The sequence below is a fragment of the Methylobacillus sp. DLP286 genome (genome assembly GCF_056636515.1).
This window is the reverse complement of sequence record NZ_CM153145.1, coordinates 2,440,294-2,460,847: the sequence shown is the minus strand read 5'-3', so window position 1 is coordinate 2,460,847 and position 20,554 is coordinate 2,440,294. Positions and strand designations below refer to the sequence as shown.

Annotated in this window: 23 protein-coding genes, 1 other RNA gene and 1 riboswitch; of the genes, 11 read left to right on the top strand and 13 right to left on the bottom strand. The window is 58.7% G+C overall.

Annotated features, from left to right (window positions below):
- Window positions 1-49: 49 nt before the first annotated feature.
- Genes lptA through ACWXTG_RS11695 form a run of 4 tightly spaced genes read right to left on the bottom strand, consistent with a single transcriptional unit; the run spans window position 50 to window position 2,864 of the window.
- Entirely contained in the window at window positions 50-556 is a 507-nt protein-coding gene (gene lptA / locus ACWXTG_RS11710) for a lipopolysaccharide transport periplasmic protein LptA (protein WP_309566944.1), read from the bottom strand.
- A gap of 58 nt (window positions 557-614) precedes the next feature.
- On the bottom strand, window positions 615-1,328 hold the full coding sequence (lptC, locus tag ACWXTG_RS11705) for an LPS export ABC transporter periplasmic protein LptC (protein ID WP_407994470.1): 714 nt from the start codon (window positions 1,326-1,328) through the stop codon (window positions 615-617).
- A 9-nt stretch (window positions 1,329-1,337) separates the two neighbouring features.
- Window positions 1,338-1,862 carry a KdsC family phosphatase gene (locus tag ACWXTG_RS11700; protein WP_480219993.1) on the bottom strand — a complete coding sequence of 175 codons (525 nt, stop codon included), beginning with the start codon at window positions 1,860-1,862 and terminating at the stop codon, window positions 1,338-1,340.
- Between the two features lie 3 nt (window positions 1,863-1,865).
- Window positions 1,866-2,864 (bottom strand): KpsF/GutQ family sugar-phosphate isomerase, encoded by a 999-nt coding sequence (locus ACWXTG_RS11695; RefSeq protein ID WP_407997663.1) that lies wholly within the window; start codon window positions 2,862-2,864, stop codon window positions 1,866-1,868.
- Between the two features lie 128 nt (window positions 2,865-2,992).
- On the opposite strand from ACWXTG_RS11695, the gene ACWXTG_RS11690 reads away from it, so the two are divergent.
- The 3 genes from ACWXTG_RS11690 to ACWXTG_RS11680 all read left to right on the top strand — a co-directional run bounded on the left by ACWXTG_RS11690 (window position 2,993) and on the right by ACWXTG_RS11680 (window position 5,215).
- A complete protein-coding gene (locus ACWXTG_RS11690) occupies window positions 2,993-4,078 on the top strand; it encodes an NAD(P)/FAD-dependent oxidoreductase (protein ID WP_480219992.1) in 1,086 nt (361 codons plus the stop codon).
- Between the two features lie 141 nt (window positions 4,079-4,219).
- Window positions 4,220-4,801 (top strand): superoxide dismutase, encoded by a 582-nt coding sequence (locus tag ACWXTG_RS11685; protein ID WP_407997665.1) that lies wholly within the window; start codon window positions 4,220-4,222, stop codon window positions 4,799-4,801.
- Window positions 4,802-4,906: 105 nt separating this feature from the next.
- Window positions 4,907-5,215, top strand: coding sequence for a hypothetical protein (locus ACWXTG_RS11680; protein ID WP_407997666.1), 309 nt, complete (start codon window positions 4,907-4,909; stop codon window positions 5,213-5,215).
- A 26-nt stretch (window positions 5,216-5,241) separates the two neighbouring features.
- Here ACWXTG_RS11680 and ACWXTG_RS11675 read toward each other — a convergent pair whose 3' ends face one another.
- Entirely contained in the window at window positions 5,242-5,451 is a 210-nt protein-coding gene (locus ACWXTG_RS11675) for a hypothetical protein (RefSeq protein WP_407997741.1), read from the bottom strand.
- On the opposite strand from ACWXTG_RS11675, the gene ACWXTG_RS11670 reads away from it, so the two are divergent.
- The 3 genes from ACWXTG_RS11670 to ppk1 all read left to right on the top strand — a co-directional run bounded on the left by ACWXTG_RS11670 (window position 5,423) and on the right by ppk1 (window position 9,919).
- Window positions 5,423-7,423: a TonB-dependent receptor gene (locus tag ACWXTG_RS11670; protein WP_407997667.1), complete on the top strand. Its 2,001-nt coding sequence runs from the start codon at window positions 5,423-5,425 to the stop codon at window positions 7,421-7,423. The genes ACWXTG_RS11675 and ACWXTG_RS11670 overlap by 29 nt on opposite strands.
- A 90-nt stretch (window positions 7,424-7,513) precedes the next feature.
- A complete protein-coding gene (locus ACWXTG_RS11665; RefSeq protein WP_309566872.1) occupies window positions 7,514-7,786 on the top strand; it encodes an oxidative damage protection protein in 273 nt (90 codons plus the stop codon).
- A gap of 51 nt (window positions 7,787-7,837) precedes the next feature.
- Window positions 7,838-9,919, top strand: a complete 2,082-nt coding sequence (gene ppk1 / locus ACWXTG_RS11660) for a polyphosphate kinase 1 (protein ID WP_407997668.1) — start codon at window positions 7,838-7,840, stop codon at window positions 9,917-9,919.
- Window positions 9,920-10,000: 81 nt separating this feature from the next.
- Here ppk1 and ppx read toward each other — a convergent pair whose 3' ends face one another.
- From ppx to rpiA, 3 genes are all read right to left on the bottom strand, one after another.
- Entirely contained in the window at window positions 10,001-11,500 is a 1,500-nt protein-coding gene (gene ppx / locus ACWXTG_RS11655) for an exopolyphosphatase (RefSeq protein WP_407997669.1), read from the bottom strand.
- Between the two features lie 53 nt (window positions 11,501-11,553).
- Entirely contained in the window at window positions 11,554-12,261 is a 708-nt protein-coding gene (phoU, locus tag ACWXTG_RS11650) for a phosphate signaling complex protein PhoU (protein WP_226757426.1), read from the bottom strand.
- A 121-nt stretch (window positions 12,262-12,382) separates the two neighbouring features.
- The gene (gene rpiA / locus ACWXTG_RS11645) at window positions 12,383-13,042 is read right to left on the bottom strand and encodes a ribose-5-phosphate isomerase RpiA (protein ID WP_407997670.1); all 660 of its coding nucleotides are present in this window, start codon (window positions 13,040-13,042) and stop codon (window positions 12,383-12,385) included.
- Between the two features lie 172 nt (window positions 13,043-13,214).
- Here rpiA and ilvA point away from each other — a divergent pair, with 172 nt between their 5' ends.
- On the top strand, window positions 13,215-14,726 hold the full coding sequence (ilvA, locus tag ACWXTG_RS11640) for a threonine ammonia-lyase, biosynthetic (RefSeq protein ID WP_480219991.1): 1,512 nt from the start codon (window positions 13,215-13,217) through the stop codon (window positions 14,724-14,726).
- 62 nt (window positions 14,727-14,788) lie between these two features.
- Here ilvA and ACWXTG_RS11635 read toward each other — a convergent pair whose 3' ends face one another.
- Together ACWXTG_RS11635 and ACWXTG_RS11630 are read right to left on the bottom strand one after the other, a co-directional pair.
- On the bottom strand, window positions 14,789-15,238 hold the full coding sequence (locus ACWXTG_RS11635; RefSeq protein ID WP_480219990.1) for a ferric uptake regulation protein: 450 nt from the start codon (window positions 15,236-15,238) through the stop codon (window positions 14,789-14,791).
- 63 nt (window positions 15,239-15,301) lie between these two features.
- Window positions 15,302-15,760: an EVE domain-containing protein gene (locus ACWXTG_RS11630; protein WP_407997673.1), complete on the bottom strand. Its 459-nt coding sequence runs from the start codon at window positions 15,758-15,760 to the stop codon at window positions 15,302-15,304.
- A gap of 67 nt (window positions 15,761-15,827) precedes the next feature.
- On the opposite strand from ACWXTG_RS11630, the gene ACWXTG_RS11625 reads away from it, so the two are divergent.
- Window positions 15,828-16,187: a DUF2237 family protein gene (locus ACWXTG_RS11625; protein WP_480219989.1), complete on the top strand. Its 360-nt coding sequence runs from the start codon at window positions 15,828-15,830 to the stop codon at window positions 16,185-16,187.
- Window positions 16,188-16,209: 22 nt separating this feature from the next.
- On the opposite strand, the gene ssrS is transcribed toward ACWXTG_RS11625, so the two are convergent.
- From ssrS to ACWXTG_RS11610, 3 genes are all read right to left on the bottom strand, one after another.
- A non-coding RNA gene (ssrS, locus tag ACWXTG_RS11620) (6S RNA) lies at window positions 16,210-16,390 on the bottom strand.
- A gap of 73 nt (window positions 16,391-16,463) precedes the next feature.
- A complete protein-coding gene (locus ACWXTG_RS11615) occupies window positions 16,464-16,772 on the bottom strand; it encodes a cell division protein ZapA (RefSeq protein ID WP_480219988.1) in 309 nt (102 codons plus the stop codon).
- On the bottom strand, window positions 16,769-16,969 hold the full coding sequence (locus tag ACWXTG_RS11610; RefSeq protein WP_457137068.1) for a hypothetical protein: 201 nt from the start codon (window positions 16,967-16,969) through the stop codon (window positions 16,769-16,771). Before ACWXTG_RS11610 ends, ACWXTG_RS11615 begins: the two co-directional genes overlap by 4 nt.
- A 117-nt stretch (window positions 16,970-17,086) precedes the next feature.
- Window positions 17,087-17,309: riboswitch (cobalamin riboswitch) on the top strand.
- Between the two features lie 116 nt (window positions 17,310-17,425).
- Between ACWXTG_RS11610 and ACWXTG_RS11605 the strand changes: the two genes are divergently transcribed.
- From ACWXTG_RS11605 to cobO, 3 genes are all read left to right on the top strand, one after another.
- The gene (locus ACWXTG_RS11605; protein WP_480219987.1) at window positions 17,426-19,297 is read left to right on the top strand and encodes a TonB-dependent receptor domain-containing protein; all 1,872 of its coding nucleotides are present in this window, start codon (window positions 17,426-17,428) and stop codon (window positions 19,295-19,297) included.
- Between the two features lie 74 nt (window positions 19,298-19,371).
- On the top strand, window positions 19,372-19,941 hold the full coding sequence (locus ACWXTG_RS11600; RefSeq protein WP_480219986.1) for a hypothetical protein: 570 nt from the start codon (window positions 19,372-19,374) through the stop codon (window positions 19,939-19,941).
- Window positions 19,938-20,552, top strand: coding sequence for a cob(I)yrinic acid a,c-diamide adenosyltransferase (cobO, locus tag ACWXTG_RS11595; protein ID WP_309566859.1), 615 nt, complete (start codon window positions 19,938-19,940; stop codon window positions 20,550-20,552). Before ACWXTG_RS11600 ends, cobO begins: the two co-directional genes overlap by 4 nt.
- Window positions 20,553-20,554: the final 2 nt, after the last annotated feature.

The following is a 20,554-nucleotide window of genomic DNA, read 5'->3' as shown; positions in this document are numbered from 1 at the left end:
CAGTTGCTTCGGCCTGCATCAAGCACAGGCCCTCCAATAGCCATCGAGCTCAGGGAGTTTCTGCCGCGGGTTTCTTCTTGGGCTGGATAATGGCACGCACTCGGCCAGTGGGTGTTGCAGGTGTCGCCGCTTGCGAGCCGCCGCTGATGACTTCCGCATATTCGGCATTGGCGTCATACATGATGTAGTCCCCATGCACGATATCCTCGCCGCGCTTGACCCATGCCTTGGTAAACAGCTGCACCTTGTCCATGCGTCCATCATACTCTATCCGCTGGGCGCTGCCCTCCATGTATTCGTTCTTGCCGTCGCGCTTCTGCCTAAAGGTGGTGGGATTGCCGTAGGACGTGCTGTGCTGGAATCCCTCCTTGTCCTCGCGCACGATCAGCCTGTCGCCGCGGATCACCAGCGTGCCCTGGGTCAGGATGACGTTGCCGGTATAGGTGCTGGTCTTCTTGGCATCATTGACCTGCACGGAGTCGGCCTCCAGCTCGATCGGCTTTTCCCGGTCGGCCTTTTCGGCATGTGCCGTTGCAGACAGCATGCCGGCCAACATGGCAAGCAATAATGAATAACGCAGGTTGCGCATAGGGTCTCCGCTGAAGAATGTCGTTCTACTTGGTTTTAGTGGGCTGCTTGGCATTGTTGCTGTTACCGGATGTCGTCTTGCTGTTCTTGGAAGCCGCAGGCTTGGCTGCCGCCTGCTTGGTCTTGCTTGCCGCTTTTGGCTTGCTGCTCGTGCGCTTGCCGGCGGCCGGACGCTCATAATGGCTGCGCACCCGCTTGTTGAGCTGGATGGTCTGGTTTTTCTTGTCATAGACCATCCCGACCGCGCGCACCACGCTTTTCGGCCCCTGGGTAATCACCACAGGCTGGTCGGTCGATGCAATCTCGCTATCCGGTTCCACGCGCAGATATTCCGTCGTCAGCGTCATTTCTTGCCGGTCGCCGAACGCCGGCCGCACCACGCGCACATCATCGCGGAACTCCACGACATCGCCCTTGCTGGACACATGTCCGCGCTTGCCCTCTATCGTCGTGGTGGGCTTGCCCACCCCAAACTGGGTGAAATGCGGGTTTTCCAGCTCGGTAGTATCGTCGTCCGGGTAATGCCGCATTTCAGAAGCCTTGAGGATGTGGCTGATCGACCCTGTCGCATCCGTCTTGGTCGTGACGAAATTGTTCAGGATGTAATCGGGGTCGTGACGCGTCGTCCCATCCACGCGCAGCTCCGGCGGCTGCACCGTGCGGTCGATCCACAGCGTAATCAGGGCCAGCAGCCCGAGTACGGCAAGCGGAAACAGGATGGTATTGCTACGTCCTTGCATATCTCGTATTTACTTTAAATAACGCGCCATTTGCGCATCGAAGGTGCCTTGCGCCTTCATGAGCAGTTCGCAGACTTCGCGCACGGCGCCGAATCCGGCCTGGCGCTCTGTGGTGTAATGGGCATACTCCTTCACCAGCGGCATCGCGTGCGGCACGGTAATCGCCAGCCCGGCGCGGCGCATGGGCGGAATGTCGATCACGTCGTCCCCCATGAACAGACACTCCTCGGCGGACACTCCCTGCTTCTCGAGCAAGTCGTTGAACGCCTCGAGCTTGTCGTCTATGCCCTGGTAGATGATCTGCACGCCGGTATTCTCGGCGCGCTTCACCACCACGTTGGACTTGCGGCCGGTGATATAGGCCATGCGGACGCCGGTATGCTTGAGCATCTTCATTCCCAGGCCGTCCTGGGAATGGAACACCTTGTATTCCAGCCCGTCATCCCCCAGCATCAAGCCGCCATTGGTCAGGACACCGTCAACGTCAAACACTGCAATCTTGATGCGCTTTGCGCGTTCTTCTAAGGAAATCAACTTCTAAACCACCTTTGCCATGAGTAAGTCGTGCATATTGAGTGCGCCGACCAGGTTGCCCTGCCGGTCGACGACCAGCAGGCTGCTTATTGAATATTGCTCCATCAAAGCCACGGCATCGACCGCCAGCTGTTCCGGGGCAATGACCTGCGGATGTTCATGCATGACGTCGCCCATGCTGGTGCCGTGGATGTCGATCCCGGCCTCGAAAGCCCGGCGCAAGTCGCCGTCCGTGAATATGCCGACCGGCTTGCCTGCCGCATCCAGCACCGCGGTCATGCCCAGCCCCTTGCGCGACATTTCCAGCAGGCCGTCCTTGAGGCTGCTGCTGCTTGGTATGCCGGGGATATCCTTTCCGCTGCGCATGATGTCCTGCACATGCAGCAGCAAGCGCCGCCCGATCGAGCCGCCAGGATGGGCCAATGCGAAATCCTCGCGCGAGAACCCGCGCTGATCCAGCAAGGTCACGGCCAGGGCATCGCCCAGCGCTAGCGCTGCCGTCGTGCTCGCCGTGGGGGCGAGCCCCAGCGGACAGGCCTCCTGCGACACGTGGGCGTCGAGGAAAATCGCCGCCGCCTTGGACAGGGTCGAGTGACGGTTGCCCGAGATGCTGATGATGGGGGCGCCGATGCGCTTCAATGGCGGCAACAGCGCCAGCAGTTCATCCGCCTCGCCGGAATTGGACAGGGCGATCACCACGTCATCCCGGGTGATCATGCCCAGGTCGCCATGGCTCGCCTCGGCGGGATGCATGAAAAAAGCCGGCGTGCCGGTACTGGCCAGCGTGGCGGCGATCTTGTTGCCGATATGCCCGGACTTGCCGATGCCGGTCACGACAACTCGGCCCCGGCATTGTAAAATAAGCTCGACTGCGTTGACGAAGTTCTCATCCAGGCGCTCGGCCAATGCCTGCACTTCCCGCGCCTCGATGGACAAGACCTCGCGCGCAAGTTGCAGTGGTGCGGTTGCGCTATTGCTCGTCTTTAACTTGGAAATTCCCATATGTGCCAAGTATAAAAGGGAATCTTCCCTGAATAAAGGATATGCCGGCAAAGTCGGCATAATTTTTGCGTGATTAATTTATTCCAGCCTAGCCGCCTCCATACCACCATCTCCCGGAAACACACATCATGAGCCAGCACGTACTGATCGCCGGCGGCGGCATCGTCGGCTGCCTCACCGCCATGGAACTGGTTTCCCGCGGCTGCAAGGTCACCATCGTCGAGCGCAATAAGATCGCAAGCCAGACATCGGGAGAGTCCTCCTGGGCAGGCACGGGCATCATGTTCCCGCTGTTGCCATGGATGTATTCGGACCACGTCAACACCCTCACCCACTATGGCGCATCGCGGTATACGGAGATCTGCGCACGCCTGTTCAGCGAGACCGGCATAGACCCGCAAATGCTCAATTCCGGCTTCCTGCTGCTGCCGCCATTCGACCGCGAGGCGGCGCTGGCTTGGTGTAACCGTTACCAGCTCAAGGCAGAGGCGGCCAGGGCCGGAGACTTTTGCGTGCAATCTCCCAGCGGGCAAGATGCGCTGTGGCTGCCCGAAGTCAACCAGGTCCGCCCCCCTTGCCTCATGCATGCCCTGCGCACATGGCTGGAGAATAACGATGTGCGGCTGCTGGAGTACACCGAGCTGATGCCGCTTTCCTCCGATGTGACCAGGCTCGCCGCGTGGCGTACCACGGCAGGTGAGTTGCTGGAGGCAGACCGCTTCGTCGTCACCTCGGGAGCGTGGAGCTTCGACCTCCTCAAGGAAGTCGCCAGCAAGCTGCAGATCAAGCCCATGCGCGGGCAGATATTGCTCTACAAACCGGAACGCACCCCCAGCGCCGTGGTTTTCCGCGAGGATTTCTACCTGGTGCCGCGCCGCGATGGCTACCTGCTGGCCGGCAGCACCCTCGAAGACGTCGGGTTCGATCCATCCGTGACGGATGCCGTCCGCGACGAAATCCGCGCCAAGGCGAAAGCCCTGATGCCGGAACTCGAGACACTTCCCATCATCAAGCACTGGAGCGGCCTGCGTCCCGGCACGCCCGAGAACCTACCCGTGATCGGCCCGCACCCCGATGTGGAAAACCTCTACCTCAATACCGGGCATTTCCGCTACGGACTGACCATGGGCCCGGCGAGCGCCAGCCTGGTGGCCGCACTAATCTGCGGCGAAACGCCCTGGACCGACCCGGCTCCCTTCTCCCTGCCCCAATAGCCCACAGCGCAGATATAGATCAAGCGCCGACCTAGCCGCCACCTGATTGATTTCGAGAATGATTCGCGCTACCTCAGCTATTTTCTTCTTATGGCAAAATGCCGGCCAAATCCTATCAACCTAACAAAAAAAGGAATAAGCATGGCGCATCAGCTCCCTCCATTACCGTACGCCAAGGATGCCTTGGAACCCGTCATTTCGGCCGAAACCATCGACTTTCACTACGGCAAGCACCACCAGGCCTATGTGACCAATCTCAACAACCTGATTCAGGGAACCGAGTTCGAGAACGCCAGCCTGGAAGAGATCGTGAAGAAATCCTCCGGCGGCATCTTCAACAATGCGGCCCAGGTGTGGAACCACACCTTCTACTGGAATTGCTTCAAGCCTAACGGCGGCGGCGAGCCCACCGGCGAGCTGGCAGCGGCGATCGACAAGGCGTTCGGCTCTTTCGAGGAGTTCAAGAAGCAATTCACGCAAAAAGCCATCACCACATTCGGCGCCGGCTGGGCATGGCTGGTCAAGAACGCCGATGGCAGCCTGAGCCTGGAAAGCACCAGCAACGCCGAAACTCCCTTGACCAAGGGCCAGACCCCGTTGCTGACCATCGACGTCTGGGAGCATGCCTATTACGTCGATTACCGCAACGCGCGCCCGAAGTATGCGGAAGAGTTCTGGAACATCGTGAATTGGGACTTTGTGGCCGCCAACTTCAAGGCATAAACTCTCGCAGACAGCACTCGCAAACCGCTCTAAAGACAAAGCGGCTAGGCCATTCTTGGTCCTAGCCGTTTCTTTTTTTCACGATAGCCTGCTAGAATCGCAACCATGTTGCGCAAAATCCTGCTTGGTTATGTACTTTCGCTCTTGCTGCTATTTAGCCAGCAAAGCATTGCAGCGCACGAAATCTGGCACATCCACGACCAGCTTACCCATGCCAAGGACCAGGCGCCGCAGCACAATGCCTGCGAACAATGCCTGGGGCTAGGCAGCCTGGAAAGCTTTATTCCCGCAACGCAGCCAGCGCTCCATTTCAGCGCCAGCCACACCGGCTTTGTTGCGCCCGTCAGCATTGAACCGCGCAACGAACGCACTGTTGCCTATATCTCGCGCGCGCCGCCAGCAATCTCCATCTAGCCAGCCCCGGCATATCCTCGCCTGAGTCAAAGGATATGCCTGCCATTGCGCTTCCCCGGCTTGGGGAAGCCGCGGTCGTGCTTACGCACGGCCTGTTGAATAAATTGAAATGCGAGATTCGAGATGCAGAACCCTGAGACAAAAGCCATCAATACAGCAGTTGCGCCCGCACCAATTGCGCCAAAGAAAATCCTAACCGCCATCACCATGGCCTTCAGCAGCACCCTGATTTCCATGCCTGCACACGCGGCAGGGGAAATCGAGCTGCCTACCGTCGCCGTCACCGCGAACCCGCTGGGCGTCGCCTCCGACGACATGGTCGTCCCGGTCTCCACCCTGAGCGGCCGCGAGCTCTCGCTGCAGCGCGAAAGTACATTGGGCGAAACCCTGAAATCCATTCCCGGCGTTTCCTCCACCTATTTCGGCCCCAACGCCTCGCGTCCCATCATCCGCGGCCTGGATGGGGAGCGCGTGCGCATGATGCAGAACGGCGTCGGCATTCTGGACGCCTCCAGCCTGAGCTTTGACCATGCCGTAGCGCTGGACCCGCTGGTGATCGAGCAGATCGACGTGGTGCGCGGCCCTGCAGCCCTGCTTTACGGCGGCAGCGCAGTGGGCGGCGTGGTGAACGCGATTGACCACCGCATTCCAAAGGAGGCCATCGACGGCGTCACCGGACGCAGCGAAGTAAGGTTCGGCGGCGCGGAAAACCAGAAAAATGGCGCGGTCGTCGTCGATGCCGGCAATGGCGTGCTCACCGTGCACGCGGACGCCTACAAGCGCAAAACCGACGATCTCGATATCCCTGGCTACGCCATGTCGCGCCGCAAGAGCGAGCAAACCGGGGAGGCGCGGGAACACAAGGGCCGCCTGGTTAACAGCGGCTCGGATGCCGACGGCGGCGCGATCGGCGCTTCGATAGCGCTGGAAAACGGCTATGTCGGCATGTCCTACTCCACCTTCAACAGCAAATACGGCACAGTGGCGGAACCGGATGTCCTCATCGACATGAAGAGCGATCGCTGGGACTTTGCCTCCGAACTGCGCGACCTGGGCAGCATCATCAGCAAGGTCAAGGTACGCATGGCCTATACCGACTACGAGCACCAGGAGTTGGAAGACGGCGAAGTGGGCACCACCTTCAAGAACCGCGGCGTGGAAGGCTCGATCGAAGCCACCCACGGCAATATCGGCCCGCTCAACGGCGTGGTCGGCATGCAGTTCCACAACTCCCGCTTCCAGGCGCTGGGCGAGGAAGCCTTCGTGCCGTCCAACCGCACCAATACGCGTGCGGTCTACTTGTATGAAGAGCTGCCGCTGGACGCGCTCAAGCTGACTTTCGGCGGCCGTGTAGAGCATGCCAAGATCGAATCCAAGGGCGGAGACGAGTTCGGGCCCAGCCAGTCGAAATCCTTCACGCCATACAGCTTTGCCGCCGGCGCGCTGTTCAAGCTGGACGAACAGTGGTCCGTCACCGCCAACCTGTCGCACAACGAACGTGCACCCAGCTACTTCGAACTGTATGCCGACGGCGAGCATGTGGCGACCGACCAGTATGAAGTCGGCTCCAGCGACCTCAAGAAAGAGCGCTCGAACGGCATAGACGCCCAGTTGCGCTGGAAGCAGAACCACGACTCCTTCCACATTGGCGCCTATTACACCCGGTTCAGCAATTTCATCGGGCTATTCAACAGCGGAGAGCTGGTAAACGAGGACGGTATCCCGGGACAGGCCGATTCCGAAATAACCGAAGCGAGGTTCACGGGCGCCAAGGCGACATTCAAGGGCCTGGAAGCCGAAGGCAAGTTCCGAGTCTATGAGCAGGTCGGCTCGCTGGACCTGAACCTGCGCGGCGACTACGTGCGCGCCACCAACCGCGACACCGGCGACTCGCTGCCGCGCATCTCGCCGTTGAAGCTGGGCTTCGGGCTGGATTACCGCTTCAACCGTTTCGGCTCACGCCTGGATGTATTGCGCGCCTTCAAGCAGGACCGCACCGATGCGAACGAGCTCGCCACGGATGGGTACACCCTGGTCAACGCCACGCTGACCTACAAGCTGCCCACCTCGCAGTATTTCCAGCTAGAGGCTTTCGCCAAGGCATACAACCTGCTGGACCAGACCATACGCGACCATACCTCCATCCTCAAGGATATCGCGCCCATGGGCGGCCGCTCGCTGCTGGTCGGCCTGCGCGGGGAGTTCTAGCTACAGCGCCTCAGGCTGCCGCGGTATCGCCGCCGCGGGCAGCTTGCGCTATGATGTCGGTCTTGATTCACTTCAACAAAGATCGACATCATGGCACGTACCGTTTTCTGCGTTAAGCTGGGCCGCAATGCTGACGGCCTGGACTTTCCCCCTTATCCCGGCGAGCTCGGCAAGCGTATTTTCGAACATGTCTCCAAGGAAGCCTGGGCCGGCTGGCTCAAGCAGCAAACCATGCTGGTGAACGAAAACCGCCTGAGCCTGGCCGACCCGCAAGCACGCAAATACCTCGCGCAACAGACCGAGGCCTATTTCTTCGGCGATGGCGCGGATACCGCTTCAGGCTACGTCCCGCCCAATAGTTGAACCATTTTTCATTAAAATGTCATATTGCGGGCATACAGTGAGGTTTTCATCATGTTGCCCGTCAAATTGAGTCCCGAATATTTCATCAATCGCGAACTAGGCATCCTGGCCTTCAACCGTCGCGTATTGGCCCAGGCTGAAGACGAAAACGTTCCCCTGCTTGAGCGCCTCAAATTTCTCTGCATTTTCAGCAGCAATATGGACGAGTTCTTCGAGGTGCGCGTGGCGGGCCTCAAGAACCAGATCAAGTACAACTCCCCGCACGTAGGCGCCGACGGCATGCTGCCCAAGCAGGCGCTCGCCAAGGTCAGCAACCTGGCCCACGAAATGGTGGACCACCAATACAAGATCCTCAACGAGGTGGTGCTGCCCCAGCTTGCCGCCCAGGAAATCCGTTTTATCCGCCGCGGGGACTGGAGCGATGTGCAGCGCGAGTGGATCGCGGCTTACTTCTTCCGTGAGCTGATGCCCATCCTCACGCCCATCGGGCTGGATCCGGCGCACCCTTTCCCGCGCGTGCTCAACAAGAGCCTGAACTTTGCCGTCGAGCTGGAAGGCAAGGACGCGTTTGGCCGCAATTCCGGCGTCGCCATCGTACAGGCGCCTCGCGCGCTGCCGCGCGTCATCCGCCTGCCGCGCGACATCGCGGGTTGCGACCACGGCTTCGTGTTCCTGTCCTCCATCCTACATGCCCACGTCAACGAACTGTTTTCCGGCATGACGGTGAAAGGTTGCTACCAGTTCCGCGTCACGCGCGACAGCGACCTGATCCTGGACGATGAGGAAACCAAGGATTTGCGCCTTGCGCTGCAGGGCGAATTGACCCACCGGCAATATGGCGATGCGGTACGACTGGAAGTAGCCGACAGCTGCCCGACGGAAATGTCCGCCTTTCTGTTGGGGCAATTCGGCCTGAGCCAGGACGACCTTTACCAAGTCAACGGCCTCGTCAACCTCGTCCGCCTCATGCAGATTCCGGACAGCGTGGACCGCCCAGACCTGAAATACCCGCTCTATACGCCCAGCCTGCCGAAGGAAATGGCCAAGGACCCGGACATCTTCAAGGCCATCCGCAAGCAGGATATCCTGCTGCACCACCCGTTCCAGTCGTTCAACCCGGTCGTGGAGTTCATCACGCAGGCCGCCGAAGACCCGCAAGTGCTGGCGATCAAGCAGACGTTCTACCGCACCAGCGCCGACTCGACGCTGATGCAGTCCCTGATCGACGCGGCGCAGCGCGGCAAGGAAGTCACCGTGGTCGTGGAGCTGCTGGCGCGCTTTGATGAAGAAGCCAACATCAACTGGGCGGCCAAGCTGGAAAATGCCGGCGCCCACGTCGTCTATGGCGTGGTCGGACACAAGACCCACGCCAAGATGGCCATGGTCGTGCGGCGCGACGAAGACAAGCTGCGGCGCTATGTGCATATTGCCACCGGCAATTACCACCAGCGCACCGCGCGCCTATATACCGACTTCGGGCTGCTCACCTGCCAGGAAGAAATCAGCGAGGACGTGAACGACGTATTCGCCCAGTTGACCGGCCTGGGACGGGCCAGCAAGCTACGCCATCTCTGGCAGTCGCCGTTCACCCTGCACCAGCGCACGATCAAAGCGATCCAGAATGAAGCCGAGATTGCCAAGTCCGGCAAGAAAGCGCGCATCATTGCCAAGATGAACGCACTGCTCGATCCCGACGTGATCCGCGCCCTGTACGATGCTTCCAGCGCCGGCGTGCAGATCGAGCTCATCGTGCGAGGCGTTTGCGCCTTGCGTCCCGGCATCCCCGGCGTATCGGAAAACATCAAGGTGCGCTCCATCGTCGGCCGCTTCCTCGAGCACACCCGCATCTTCTACTTCTACGACAACGGCGCCGAGCACATCTACCTGTCGAGCGCGGACTGGATGTACCGCAACTTCTTCCGCCGTATCGAAGTATGCTTCCCATTGCTGGATGCCAAGGTGAAGAAGCGCGTTTTCAAGGAAGGCCTGGAGCCCTACCTCAAGGACAACTCCAACGCCTGGGAAATGCAGCCCGACGGCAATTACGAGCTCAAGCCGAGCCGCCGCGCCAGCTTTTCAGCACAGCAGTTCCTCATGGCGGAGTATGGCCAGGAAATATTGCCTGACGCCTGAGCGAGTGCGCACTCCAGTAACAGAAAGGCCGGAACATCCGGCCTTTTTCTCGTTATTACGCATGTGCAGCAAGATGCTATCTCAGGAAACCAGCTCCAGGCTCAGGCCGATCTCTTTCCAGTAGGCCACTTCATTGAATAGCTCCGCTTCCGTCAGAGGGTTCTCCTTGAGCCATGCAGAGTCAATATTGAGCTGGTAGCCGGACTTCAGGATCGACAATGCTGGCTCCGGGTAATGGTCGGGCTGTCGATTGCGGTGGAACAGCACGGCCAGTCGCAAAATCAGGATCAACAGCAAGCGGTCATGGTGTCCGATCAGGTCGGCCTCAAGCTTGGCAAGGGAGCGCCGGTGCGCTTTGACCAGCAGGCCCAGCGTCTCCTGCTCCATGTTGGAGAAGCCCGGCATGTCGGCATTCTCGACTATATAGGCGGAATGCTTGTGATAACCCGCATGTGCGATGGAGACACCAATCTCGTGCAGGTATGCGGCCCAGGTCAGGTATTGTGCCGCCGTTTCTTCATCCCATTGCTGCAATTGGCCGGCGCATTGCGCCAGCAGGCGCAATGCCATTTCGCGCACGCGCTCGGCCTGATCGGGCTCTACATGGTAGCGCCGCATGAAGCTTGAAACCGTGATCTCACGAACATCCTGGTCATGCAGGCGGCCAAGCAGTTCATAAAGCACGCCTTCGCGCAGGGCGCTGTTCGCCGTTGTCATGCGTTCGATCTTGAGGGCGTCGAATGCCGCCGTCATGATGGCCAGCCCGCCTGGCAGCACCGCCGCGCGGTCGGCACTCAAGCCAGGCAAGTCTATCTTTTTGATGTCCTTGACCTTGATCAATTGCTCGCGCAGAAACTCCAGGCCCTCCCTGGTAATTTCGCCTTCGCTCAAGCCGCTCAGGCGGATGATTTCGCCCAAGGCCTTGGCCGTCCCGGACGAGCCGACCGCTTCGTCCCAGCCTTCCGCAATGAAATGCTTGCGTATGCTCTGGATTTCCGCGGCAGCGGCAATCCGCGCGCGTTCGAACGCGCTTTCCGTGAGCTTGCCGTCGGGGAAATAGCGCAGGCTGTAGCTGACGCAGCCCATATACAGGCTTTCCATTTCGATGGGTTCGATACCCTGCCCGATGATGAACTCGGTAGAGCCGCCGCCGATGTCGATCACCAGGCGCTTGTGCGTGGCAGGGGGCAGGCTGTGGCTGACGCCGACGAAAATCATGCGCGCTTCTTCACGGCCTGCGATGATTTCGATGGGGAATCCGAGCGCGGCCTGCGCTTCTTCCATCAGGTTGGGTGCATTGCGCGCAACGCGGAAGGTATTGGTGGCAACCGCACGCACCGCCTGCACAGGCAATCCACGCAAGCGTTCGCCAAAACGCTTGAGACAGTCGATCGCCCGTTGCTGGGCATCGGCACTCAGGTTGTTCTTCGCATCCAGCCCCGCGCCTAGGCGGACGGCTTCACGCAAGGAGTCATGGAAAATGAGGTGGCCGTCTGCAACCCGTGCGAGTTGCAGACGGAAGCTGTTGGAACCCAGATCGACTGCCGCGATCTCAGGAAAATCCGATTTTTTGGTAGGCAAGTTCGACCTTCTTGTAAAACGCTAAACCGTTGCCGCCATCACGGCGGCTGACATCAGGGTTCCTGAGCTTCGCGCTCCATCTCCTGCACCGTGGTATGGCGTACGTCCTTACCTTTTACCATGTAGATCACGTATTCGGCAATATTCTTGGCATGGTCGCCGATACGTTCGATGGCCTTGGCGACAAACAGGACCTCCAGCGACATGGAAATGGTGCGCGGGTCTTCCAGCATGAAGGTGATCAGCTGACGCATCGCGGCACGGAACTGCTCGTCCACCTGCTCGTCCTGGCGCGCCACGTCCACAGTCTTGGTCACGTCCAGGCGCGCAAAGGCGTCCAGCGCGGTGCGCAGCATTTCACGCACATGGCCGACCATGGTCTTGATCTCGTTGAAACGCGGCGTATAGAGACGGCCGGACTCGGACACTTTCTGCGCCACGCGGGCAATCTTGGTCGCCTCGTCGCCGATCCGCTCCAGGTCGGTAATGGTCTTGACCACCATCATGATCATGCGCAGGTCGCCCGCGGCAGGCTGGCGGCGCGCGATGATGTGGCTGCAGTCCTCGTCCACCTGGACTTCAAGCGCATTCACCTTGTGGTCATTGGCAATCACCTTGTCTGCCAAGGTGAGGTTGACAGTCACCAGGGCTTCCAGCGCATTGACGATTTGCTGCTCGACCAAACCGCCCATTTCGAGCACTTTTGCACGGACTGATTCCAGCTCGGCATCGTATTGCTTGTATGTATGTTCAAATTGCATAACGCGATCCCTTCCGTGATTGAAACTGGCCGGACTGCGCTAGTTCCGGCCAGTGTTTTGAGTCAACGTTGTAGTGTAATTGCCGATTATGACAATTTCATGTTGAACTGGTGCGCGTCGATTACTTGGCGGTCAATGTCTTGACGCCGTCCGCTGTCGCCAGCAGCAGCACATTAGCTGGACGGGAAGCGAACAGGCCGTTGGTCACGACGCCGACGATGGCGTTGATCTTGGTTTCCAGTTCCACCGGGTCGGCGATGGTCAGGCCATGCACGTCCAGGATCACGTTGCCGTTGTCGGTAGTGAAGTCGCGCAGCTTGGGCTGGCCGCCCAGCTTCACCAGCTCGCGCGCCACATGCTCGCGCGCCATCGGGATCACCTCGACGGGCAGCGGGAACTTGCCCAGCACGGACACCAGCTTGCTCTGGTCGCAGATACAGATGAAATCCTTGGCACAGGCCGCCACGATCTTCTCGCGTGTCAGCGCGCCGCCGCCGCCCTTGAGCATATGCATTTGCTCGGTGATCTCGTCCGCGCCGTCGACGTAGATTTCCATGCCGTCCACGTCATTGAGGTCGAACACTTCGATACCATGGCCGCGCAGGCGCTGGGCAGTCGCTTCGGAGCTGGCGACGGCGCCGTCGATGCGGTCCTTGACCTTGGCCAGCTCATCGATAAAGAAATTGGCCGTGGAGCCCGTGCCTACGCCGATAATGCCGCCCTTCACGTATTCGACGGCCGCCTTGGCAACCTGTTGCTTCAATTCGTCTTGTGTAGCCATTTATTTAAACCTTTTGCTTATTTGTGACCAAATCGGGGCTTTCAAACGCTGTATGAGCCAGCGCAACATTTTGCAGGCCCCGTGTTTTCTTTATAATTCAGGTTCTTTGTGAACCAAACCCCTCAATCATACACTGCCGCACTATACAGTGCAGCCCTGGACAGCGTCCCCAATGAAAATCGATTACCTGCAGAAAATCAAATCCGCCCGCGTTTACGACGTCGCGAGCAAAACCCCGTTGGACCTGCTTCCCAACATTTCCCGACGCATCCACAACCAGGTACTGCTAAAACGCGAGGATATGCAGCCCGTATTTTCATTCAAGCTGCGCGGCGCCTACAACAAGATGGCGCAGCTCTCCGCCGAGGCATTGTCGCGCGGCGTGATCACCGCTTCGGCAGGCAACCATGCGCAGGGCGTGGCCCTGGCCGCCAAGAACGCGGGCTGCCGCGCCGTCATCGTCATGCCGGTCACCACGCCCGGCATCAAGGTCGATGCCGTGCGCAACCGCGGCGCCGAAGTGGTGCTGGCTGGCGAATCCTACACGGATTCGTACAACCACGCCCTGAAGCTCATGGACGAGCAGCAGCTCACTTTCGTCCACCCTTTCGACGACCCGGACGTGATCGCGGGGCAAGGCACCGTGGCGGTGGAGATATTGCAGGACAACCCCGGCCCTATCGAGGCGATTTTCTGCCCGGTCGGCGGCGGCGGCCTCATCGCGGGCGTAGCCGCCTATATCAAGGCGGTACGCCCCGAGATCAAGATCATCGGCGTCGAGGTCAACGACGCCAATGCGATGACGGTTTCGCTGCAACGAGGCGAACGGGTCACATTGGACCAGGTCGGCCTGTTTGCGGACGGCAAGGCGGTCAAGCTGGTCGGCGAAGAGACTTTCCGCCTATGCCAGCAATATGTAGACGAGATGATCCTGGTCGACAACGACGCCATCTGCGCGGCGATCAAGGACGTATTCGAGGATACGCGCGCCATCCTCGAGCCGACGGGCGCCCTGGCGCTGGCCGGCCTCAAAGCCTACGCCCAGCAGCATGGCCTGCAGGACAAGGCATTGGTGGCGGTCGCCTCAGGCGCAAACATGAGCTTCGACCGCCTGCGCTTCGTCGCCGAGCGCGCGGAAATCGGCGAGAAGCGCGAAGCGGTGCTGGCCGTGACCATTCCCGAAACTCCAGGCTCATTCAAGAAGTTCTGCCGGCTGATCGGCAACCGCAACATCACCGAGTTCAACTACCGCTATGCCGACGCCACGGCCGCGCATATCTATGTCGGCGTCGCCATCCAGAACCCCAGCGAATCCGGCACGCTGGTCGCGCAATTGCAGGAGCATGGCCTGCCGGCATTGGACCTGAGCGAGAATGAAGTGGCAAAACTGCACCTGCGCCACCTGGTAGGCGGCCATGCGCCGCAGGCAGAGCACGAGCAGGTCTACCGCTTCGAGTTCCCGGAAAAACCCGGGGCGCTGATGAATTTCCTCGACAGCATGCGTCATGACTGGAACATCAGCCTGTTCCATTACCGCAACCATGGCGCGGATTTCGGCAGGGTGCTGGTCGGCATGCAGGTGCCGCCCGGCGAGGAACAGGCATTCACCGATTTCCTGCAGAACCTGGGCTACCCGTACTGGGAGGAAAGCAACAACCCGGCTTACAAACTGTTCCTCGGCTAAGTTCCGACACCCAAATGAAAAGCCCGCCGATTGGCGGGCTTTTTGCATATCCTAAGCTTGAATCAGGCTTTGTCAGCCAAAGGCGTGCCGTATGCGGTGATATCGTAATCGGTGAGCTCGTAGCCTAGCTCGCGCACGATCACCTTGAGGCGCTCTTCGATGCCGAGGTCATAGAATTCGCGCACTTCACCGGTGCTGGTGCTGACCAAGTGGCCATGGTGCTCTTCGCCATCGTTCAGCTCATACACGGCCTTGTTGTTGCCCAACTGGCTTTTCTTCAAGAGCCCAGTCTGCTCGAATTGCGCCAATACGCGATACACGGTAGCCAAGCCGAACTCGGAATGCTCGGTGATCAGGATCCGGTATACATCTTCAGCCGCCAGGTGGCGTTGCTCGCTGTTACGGAAGATATCCAGCACCTTGAGACGTGGCAACGTGATTTTCAGGCCACTGTTTCTCAAATCCTGATGCGGATCCCCTACTCCGTCTTCTTTTTTCGTTCCCACTATCATCTCCTTAATCAATTGAATCCTGACGCCGCAATAGCATATCACGCATTGGGATGATGCCAAGCATCAGGCAAGTAGTTTCATGATGAACTCCCAGTCCCTGGGGTCCACCGGCGTAATCGAGAGCCGGTTGCCGCGCTGCAGGATGCGCAGATTCTGCAGCTCCGGCGTTTCACGCAATTCTTTCAAGCTCAACAAGCGCGTCTTGCGCACCAGCCTCACATCCACATTGAACCAGCGCGGACTCTCCGGCGTCGCCTTGGGGTCATAGTACTTATGGCCCTCGATAAACTGCAGGCGGTCGGGATAAGCCAGCTTGCTGACTTCGGCAATGCCCACGATGCCAGGTTCCGCACAATTGGAATGATAGAACAATACGCCATCGCCGACCTTCATCTGGTCTCGCATGAAGTTGCGCGCCTGGTAATTGCGCACCCCGTACCAATCTACCGTTTGATCGGGGAAGGAAGCCAGGTCATCGATCGACACGTCGGATGGCTCGGATTTCATCAACCAGTAACGCATGAAATTCTCAAATCAACACAGATTCCGTATCATAACCCGAGTCGCATTCAAATTCAGAATCTCCAGCATGGCCCGCAACGTCCTTGGCACTACATTACAACCTTGCAGCATGGACCCGATCACCGGCTTCACACGCAGCGGCAGCTGTGAAACCGGGCCCGAAGACATCGGCAGCCATACCGTGTGCGCCATGATGACCGAGGAATTCCTCGCATTCTCGCTTTCTAGGGGAAACGACCTCAGCACACCGCGGCCGGAATACGGCTTCCCCGGGCTGACGCCGGGCGAGCGCTGGTGCCTGTGCGCATCGCGCTGGCACGAAGCCGCCGAGGCAGGCTATGCCCCGCCAGTGGTGCTGGAAGCGTCCCACGAGCGTGCATTGGAGATTGTCAGCCTTGCCGACTTGGAATACCACGCCTTGAGATAAGGACCTTGAGAGCCTGAAATGGGAGTTCCCCGCAAATGCCATCCGGACCGGCATCCTGAACCTGTACGGTTCAAGTGGTAACGACCTAAAGCTACGTTAGGTACACCCGCATCGGAGCGCGCACACTGTTACTTAACAGACCGAAACCAAAGCCAAATTTATGGTTCAAGGAATCTATGGCCCGAACAGCACCGCAGGGAACAAAGGGAAGAGGACGGGATCATCCGGCCTCTGAAAACTTGTGGCAGTTGAACTGTCTTGGATTAAAAAACCGCTTTAAAACAGCTGGTTTTGATCGTCGCCGACGGCAGTATCAATCTGCTCCTGCATGGAAGCAATTCTACGCTTTAAATCGCCAATGTCAAAACCGCCGGCATCCGTCGTCAATAGCTCATGCGCGATATTGAGCGCCGCCATGATGGCAATCTTCTCGGCACCGACCACCTTGCCGGTATCGCGGATTTCGCGCATTTTCTTGTCGAGATAATCGACCGAGCGCAACAAGGCCTCGCGCTCATCGTCAGTACACGCGATCGTCAGCTCGCGCCCCATGATGCTGACATCGACGCCACGCACGCTGCTCATACGGTTCCCTCCGGAAGACGCTCGATCAGGGCCTGCAGCTTCTGGCTGGCAAGCTCCATGTTTTCCTTCATCTGCTTGTTGTCATCCTGGGAGCGCACAAGCTCCTGACGGAGCTCAAGATTTTCAGCCCGCAACAATTGGCATAGGGATATCAGCCGCGTGAGCTTTTCTTCCAACGTGATCAAATCAGCATTCATGGCGCCACTATAATTGCAAAATCAGCACATGGTCAACTGCACCCAAGAATTTATGGCATGTTTACAATATCTTATATTGAAAACTTATTTCACCGCATAAAGAGCGAATCATTTATAATCAATAGCAAGTTTTGAGGTGTCCTTGGCCTGTTCATGGCGCAAGGGTGAAACTGGGAAACAGGTGCGTGGCATCCCGACGATGCGATCCACAATGCCTGTGCTGCCCCCGCAACGGTAAGCAAGCCGGTATGCCAACATGCCACTGTGAGAAGTTTTCATGGGAAGGCGGCATATCACTGATCTTGCAAGCCCGGAGACCGGCCTGAAGACGACTAGGAAGTGCTGCGGGGATGCGGCTGACCGATGACCATCCGGCGACGGATCATGCCCTCTGCACACTCTCATTCGTTACCAGCTCTTGCGGGGCCGCGAGAGCCTTATGGAGTTTGCAGTTTGATGTTCCGATTTTCCCTGGGCACCGCCCTTGCCGCAATCTATTCCCTACCCCTGGCGGCCAATGCTGCCGATCTCCGGCTGGAAGACACTATTGTCACGGCTTCGCGTACTGAACAGAAAAGCAGCGAGGTAATCGGTGATGTATCCGTCATTACAGCCGAGCAAATACAAAAGGCTGGTCAGTCCACGCTGGCAGAGTTACTGGCGATGCAGCCTGGCATCGAAATGAGCAGTAACGGCGGCGTTGGCAAATCGACCAATATCTACATGCGCGGCGCCAACACTGCGCACACTCTGATTCTGATTGACGGCGTACGCATCAGCTCTGCCACTACCGGCGAAACTGCCATTCAACACATTCCCCTGAGCCAGATTGATCATGTGGAAATCCTGCGCGGACCGGCCAGCAGCATGTATGGAGCTGACGCCATTGGCGGTGTCATCCAGATATTCACCAAGAAAGGCCAAGGCGCGCCTAAATTCAATGCATCAGTAGGACTCGGCACCTACGGTACGGCAATCGGTGAAGCAGGCGTAAACGGCCGCATAGGCAATACCAGCTACAGCCTGCAAGGCGGCATGACCCATGTGCATGGCATCAATGCCGTTCGCAACAAAAATGCGGTCAGTTATAACGCAGATGCCGATGGTTTTCGCAACCAGAACCTCAGTGCGAACATCAGCCAGCACCTCACGGAAAACCACGAAATTGGGCTGAACATTCTCGTGACCGACAGCCGGAATTTCAATGATGGCGGATCCTCACGCACTACCGCCAGATATGATTACTTCCTTGACCAGACCTTGTCGAGTTATACCCTATTCAGTAAAAACCGTTTCACCGATGCATGGGCCAGCACATTCAGCATTGCAAGAAGCATTGACGATCTATCGTCCTACACCAAACGTCCGGCATCAACTACCGAAAGCATGATCAAGACCACCCAGGATCAATACATCTGGCACAACATATTGACTACGAAAGCCGGGGTATTCAACATCGGCGTGGAACGGCGGGAGCAGAAAGTCGAATCCAACGCCACGCCCGCCCTGCTGGTGACGGAGCGGGATATCCAATCCTATCTCGCCGGCTGGCAAAGACAATTTGATCAACACCGCGTCCAGATCAACCTGCGCAATGATGACAACTCCCAGTTTGGCAACAAAACCACTGGCAATATCGGCTACGCCTATCAAATCACACCACAGTGGAAAGCCAACGCCAGCTTTGGCACCGCTTTCGCCGCGCCAACATTCAACCAGCTCTACGCTCCCGCGACCGCTTTCGGTGGCGTGACTTATGCCAGCAATCCCGACCTCAAACCTGAAGAGTCCCGCAACAAGGAAATCGGATTGCAGTATGAAAACGGCCAGCATGCGGCCGGCGTGTTGTATTACCACAATGATATCGACAACCTGATTACCCGCACGGCATCGGGCAACTTCCGGCAAACAGTCAATATCGACCAGGCAAGGTTACGAGGCCTCACATTGAATCTGCGAACATCAATTGCAGGATTTATTATTAGAGCAAATGCTGATTTCCAGCGTCCTGAAGATGCCGGCAATGGCAACCTGCTACCTCGCAGAGCAAAAGAGCATGGGGCACTGTCTCTCGCCAAATCATTTGGCGCTTGGGAGTGGGGAAGTGAAATTATCACATCCGGTCATCGTTTCAACGATACGTCCAACACTGAACGCCTCTCCGGCTATACCCTGGTCAACCTATACGGCAACTACCGCATCAACGACGACTGGTCCGTGAATACGCGCGTCAACAACCTGTTCGACCGCAAGTACGAATTGGCGAAGGATTACGGCACGTTTGGCGCCAACCTGTTTGTATCCGTGCGCTATGCGCCTACGCTGTAAATCCTCTGGCGGCTGCGGATTTCGGTTAAAATTCAGTGTTTTTGATCATTGACCCAGCCCTAAGGAAGACAACCATGCTGACACTCAACAAGAATCACCAGATCATGATCGGCCTCGTACTGGCCGCCTTGCTCATCGTGACCCGCGGCCATCATTTCGCCGCGATCAACCACCTGCCCAGCGCATCCTGGGCGATATTCTTCCTGGCCGGGGTCTACCTGCGCCCGGCCTGGACATTCCCTGCCCTGCTCGGCCTGGCCGCCGCGCTCGATTTCGCCGCCGTGACCTGGGGCGGCGTGGACGGCTTCTGCACTTCGCCGGCCTACGGCTTCCTGTTGCCTGCCTACGGCAGCCTCTGGCTCGGCGGCCGCTGGTTCGCCAAACGCTACCAGTTTGCCTTCAAGCGCCTTGCCACGCTGGCAGCCACTGTCGTCGCCAGCAGCTTTGTCTGCCACCTGTTCTCCAGCGGCGGCTTCTATTTCTTCTCCGGCCGCTATGCCGACCCCACCCTGGCCGAATTCCTGCCGCGCATCGCCAAGTACTACCCATCCTCGCTGGGCACGTTGGCGTTCTATGTGGCGACTGCCGCCATCATCCATATTGTGGTGAAAGCGCTATACGCTGACAACAAACGAACCGCATGACCGACCAGAAGAAACCAGACCTCAACCAGCGCCATTCAGAGCGGATGGCGCGCAAGAAAACCATCGTTGACGCCAAGATAGAGGCCGCCCGTACCGAACGCGGCCTATTACTGGTCAATACCGGCAACGGCAAGGGCAAGTCCACTTCCGCCTTCGGCCTGCTCGCCCGCGCCCTCGGCCACGGCATGAAAGCCGTGGTGGTGCAGTTCGTCAAGGGCCGTTCCGACACCGGCGAGGAAGCCTTCTTCCGCAACCAGCCCAATGTCGCCTGGCACGTGATGGGCGAAGGCTTTACCTGGGAAACCCAGAACCGCGAGCGTGACGCCGCCGCCGCCCGGCAAGGCTGGCAGGCCGCGCAAGCCGCGCTCAAGGACGAAAGCGTGGGCGTGGTCATCCTCGACGAGCTCAACATCGTCCTCAAATACCATTATCTCGACCTGCAGCAAGTGCTGGCCGACATCGCCGCCCGTCCCGCCATGCAGCATGTGGTCGTCACCGGCCGCGCCGCCCAGCCCGAACTCATCGAGCAGGCCGATACCGTCACCGACATGACCATGGTCAAGCATGCTTTCAAGAACGGCGTGCAGGCGATGCCAGGGGTGGAGTGGTAAAG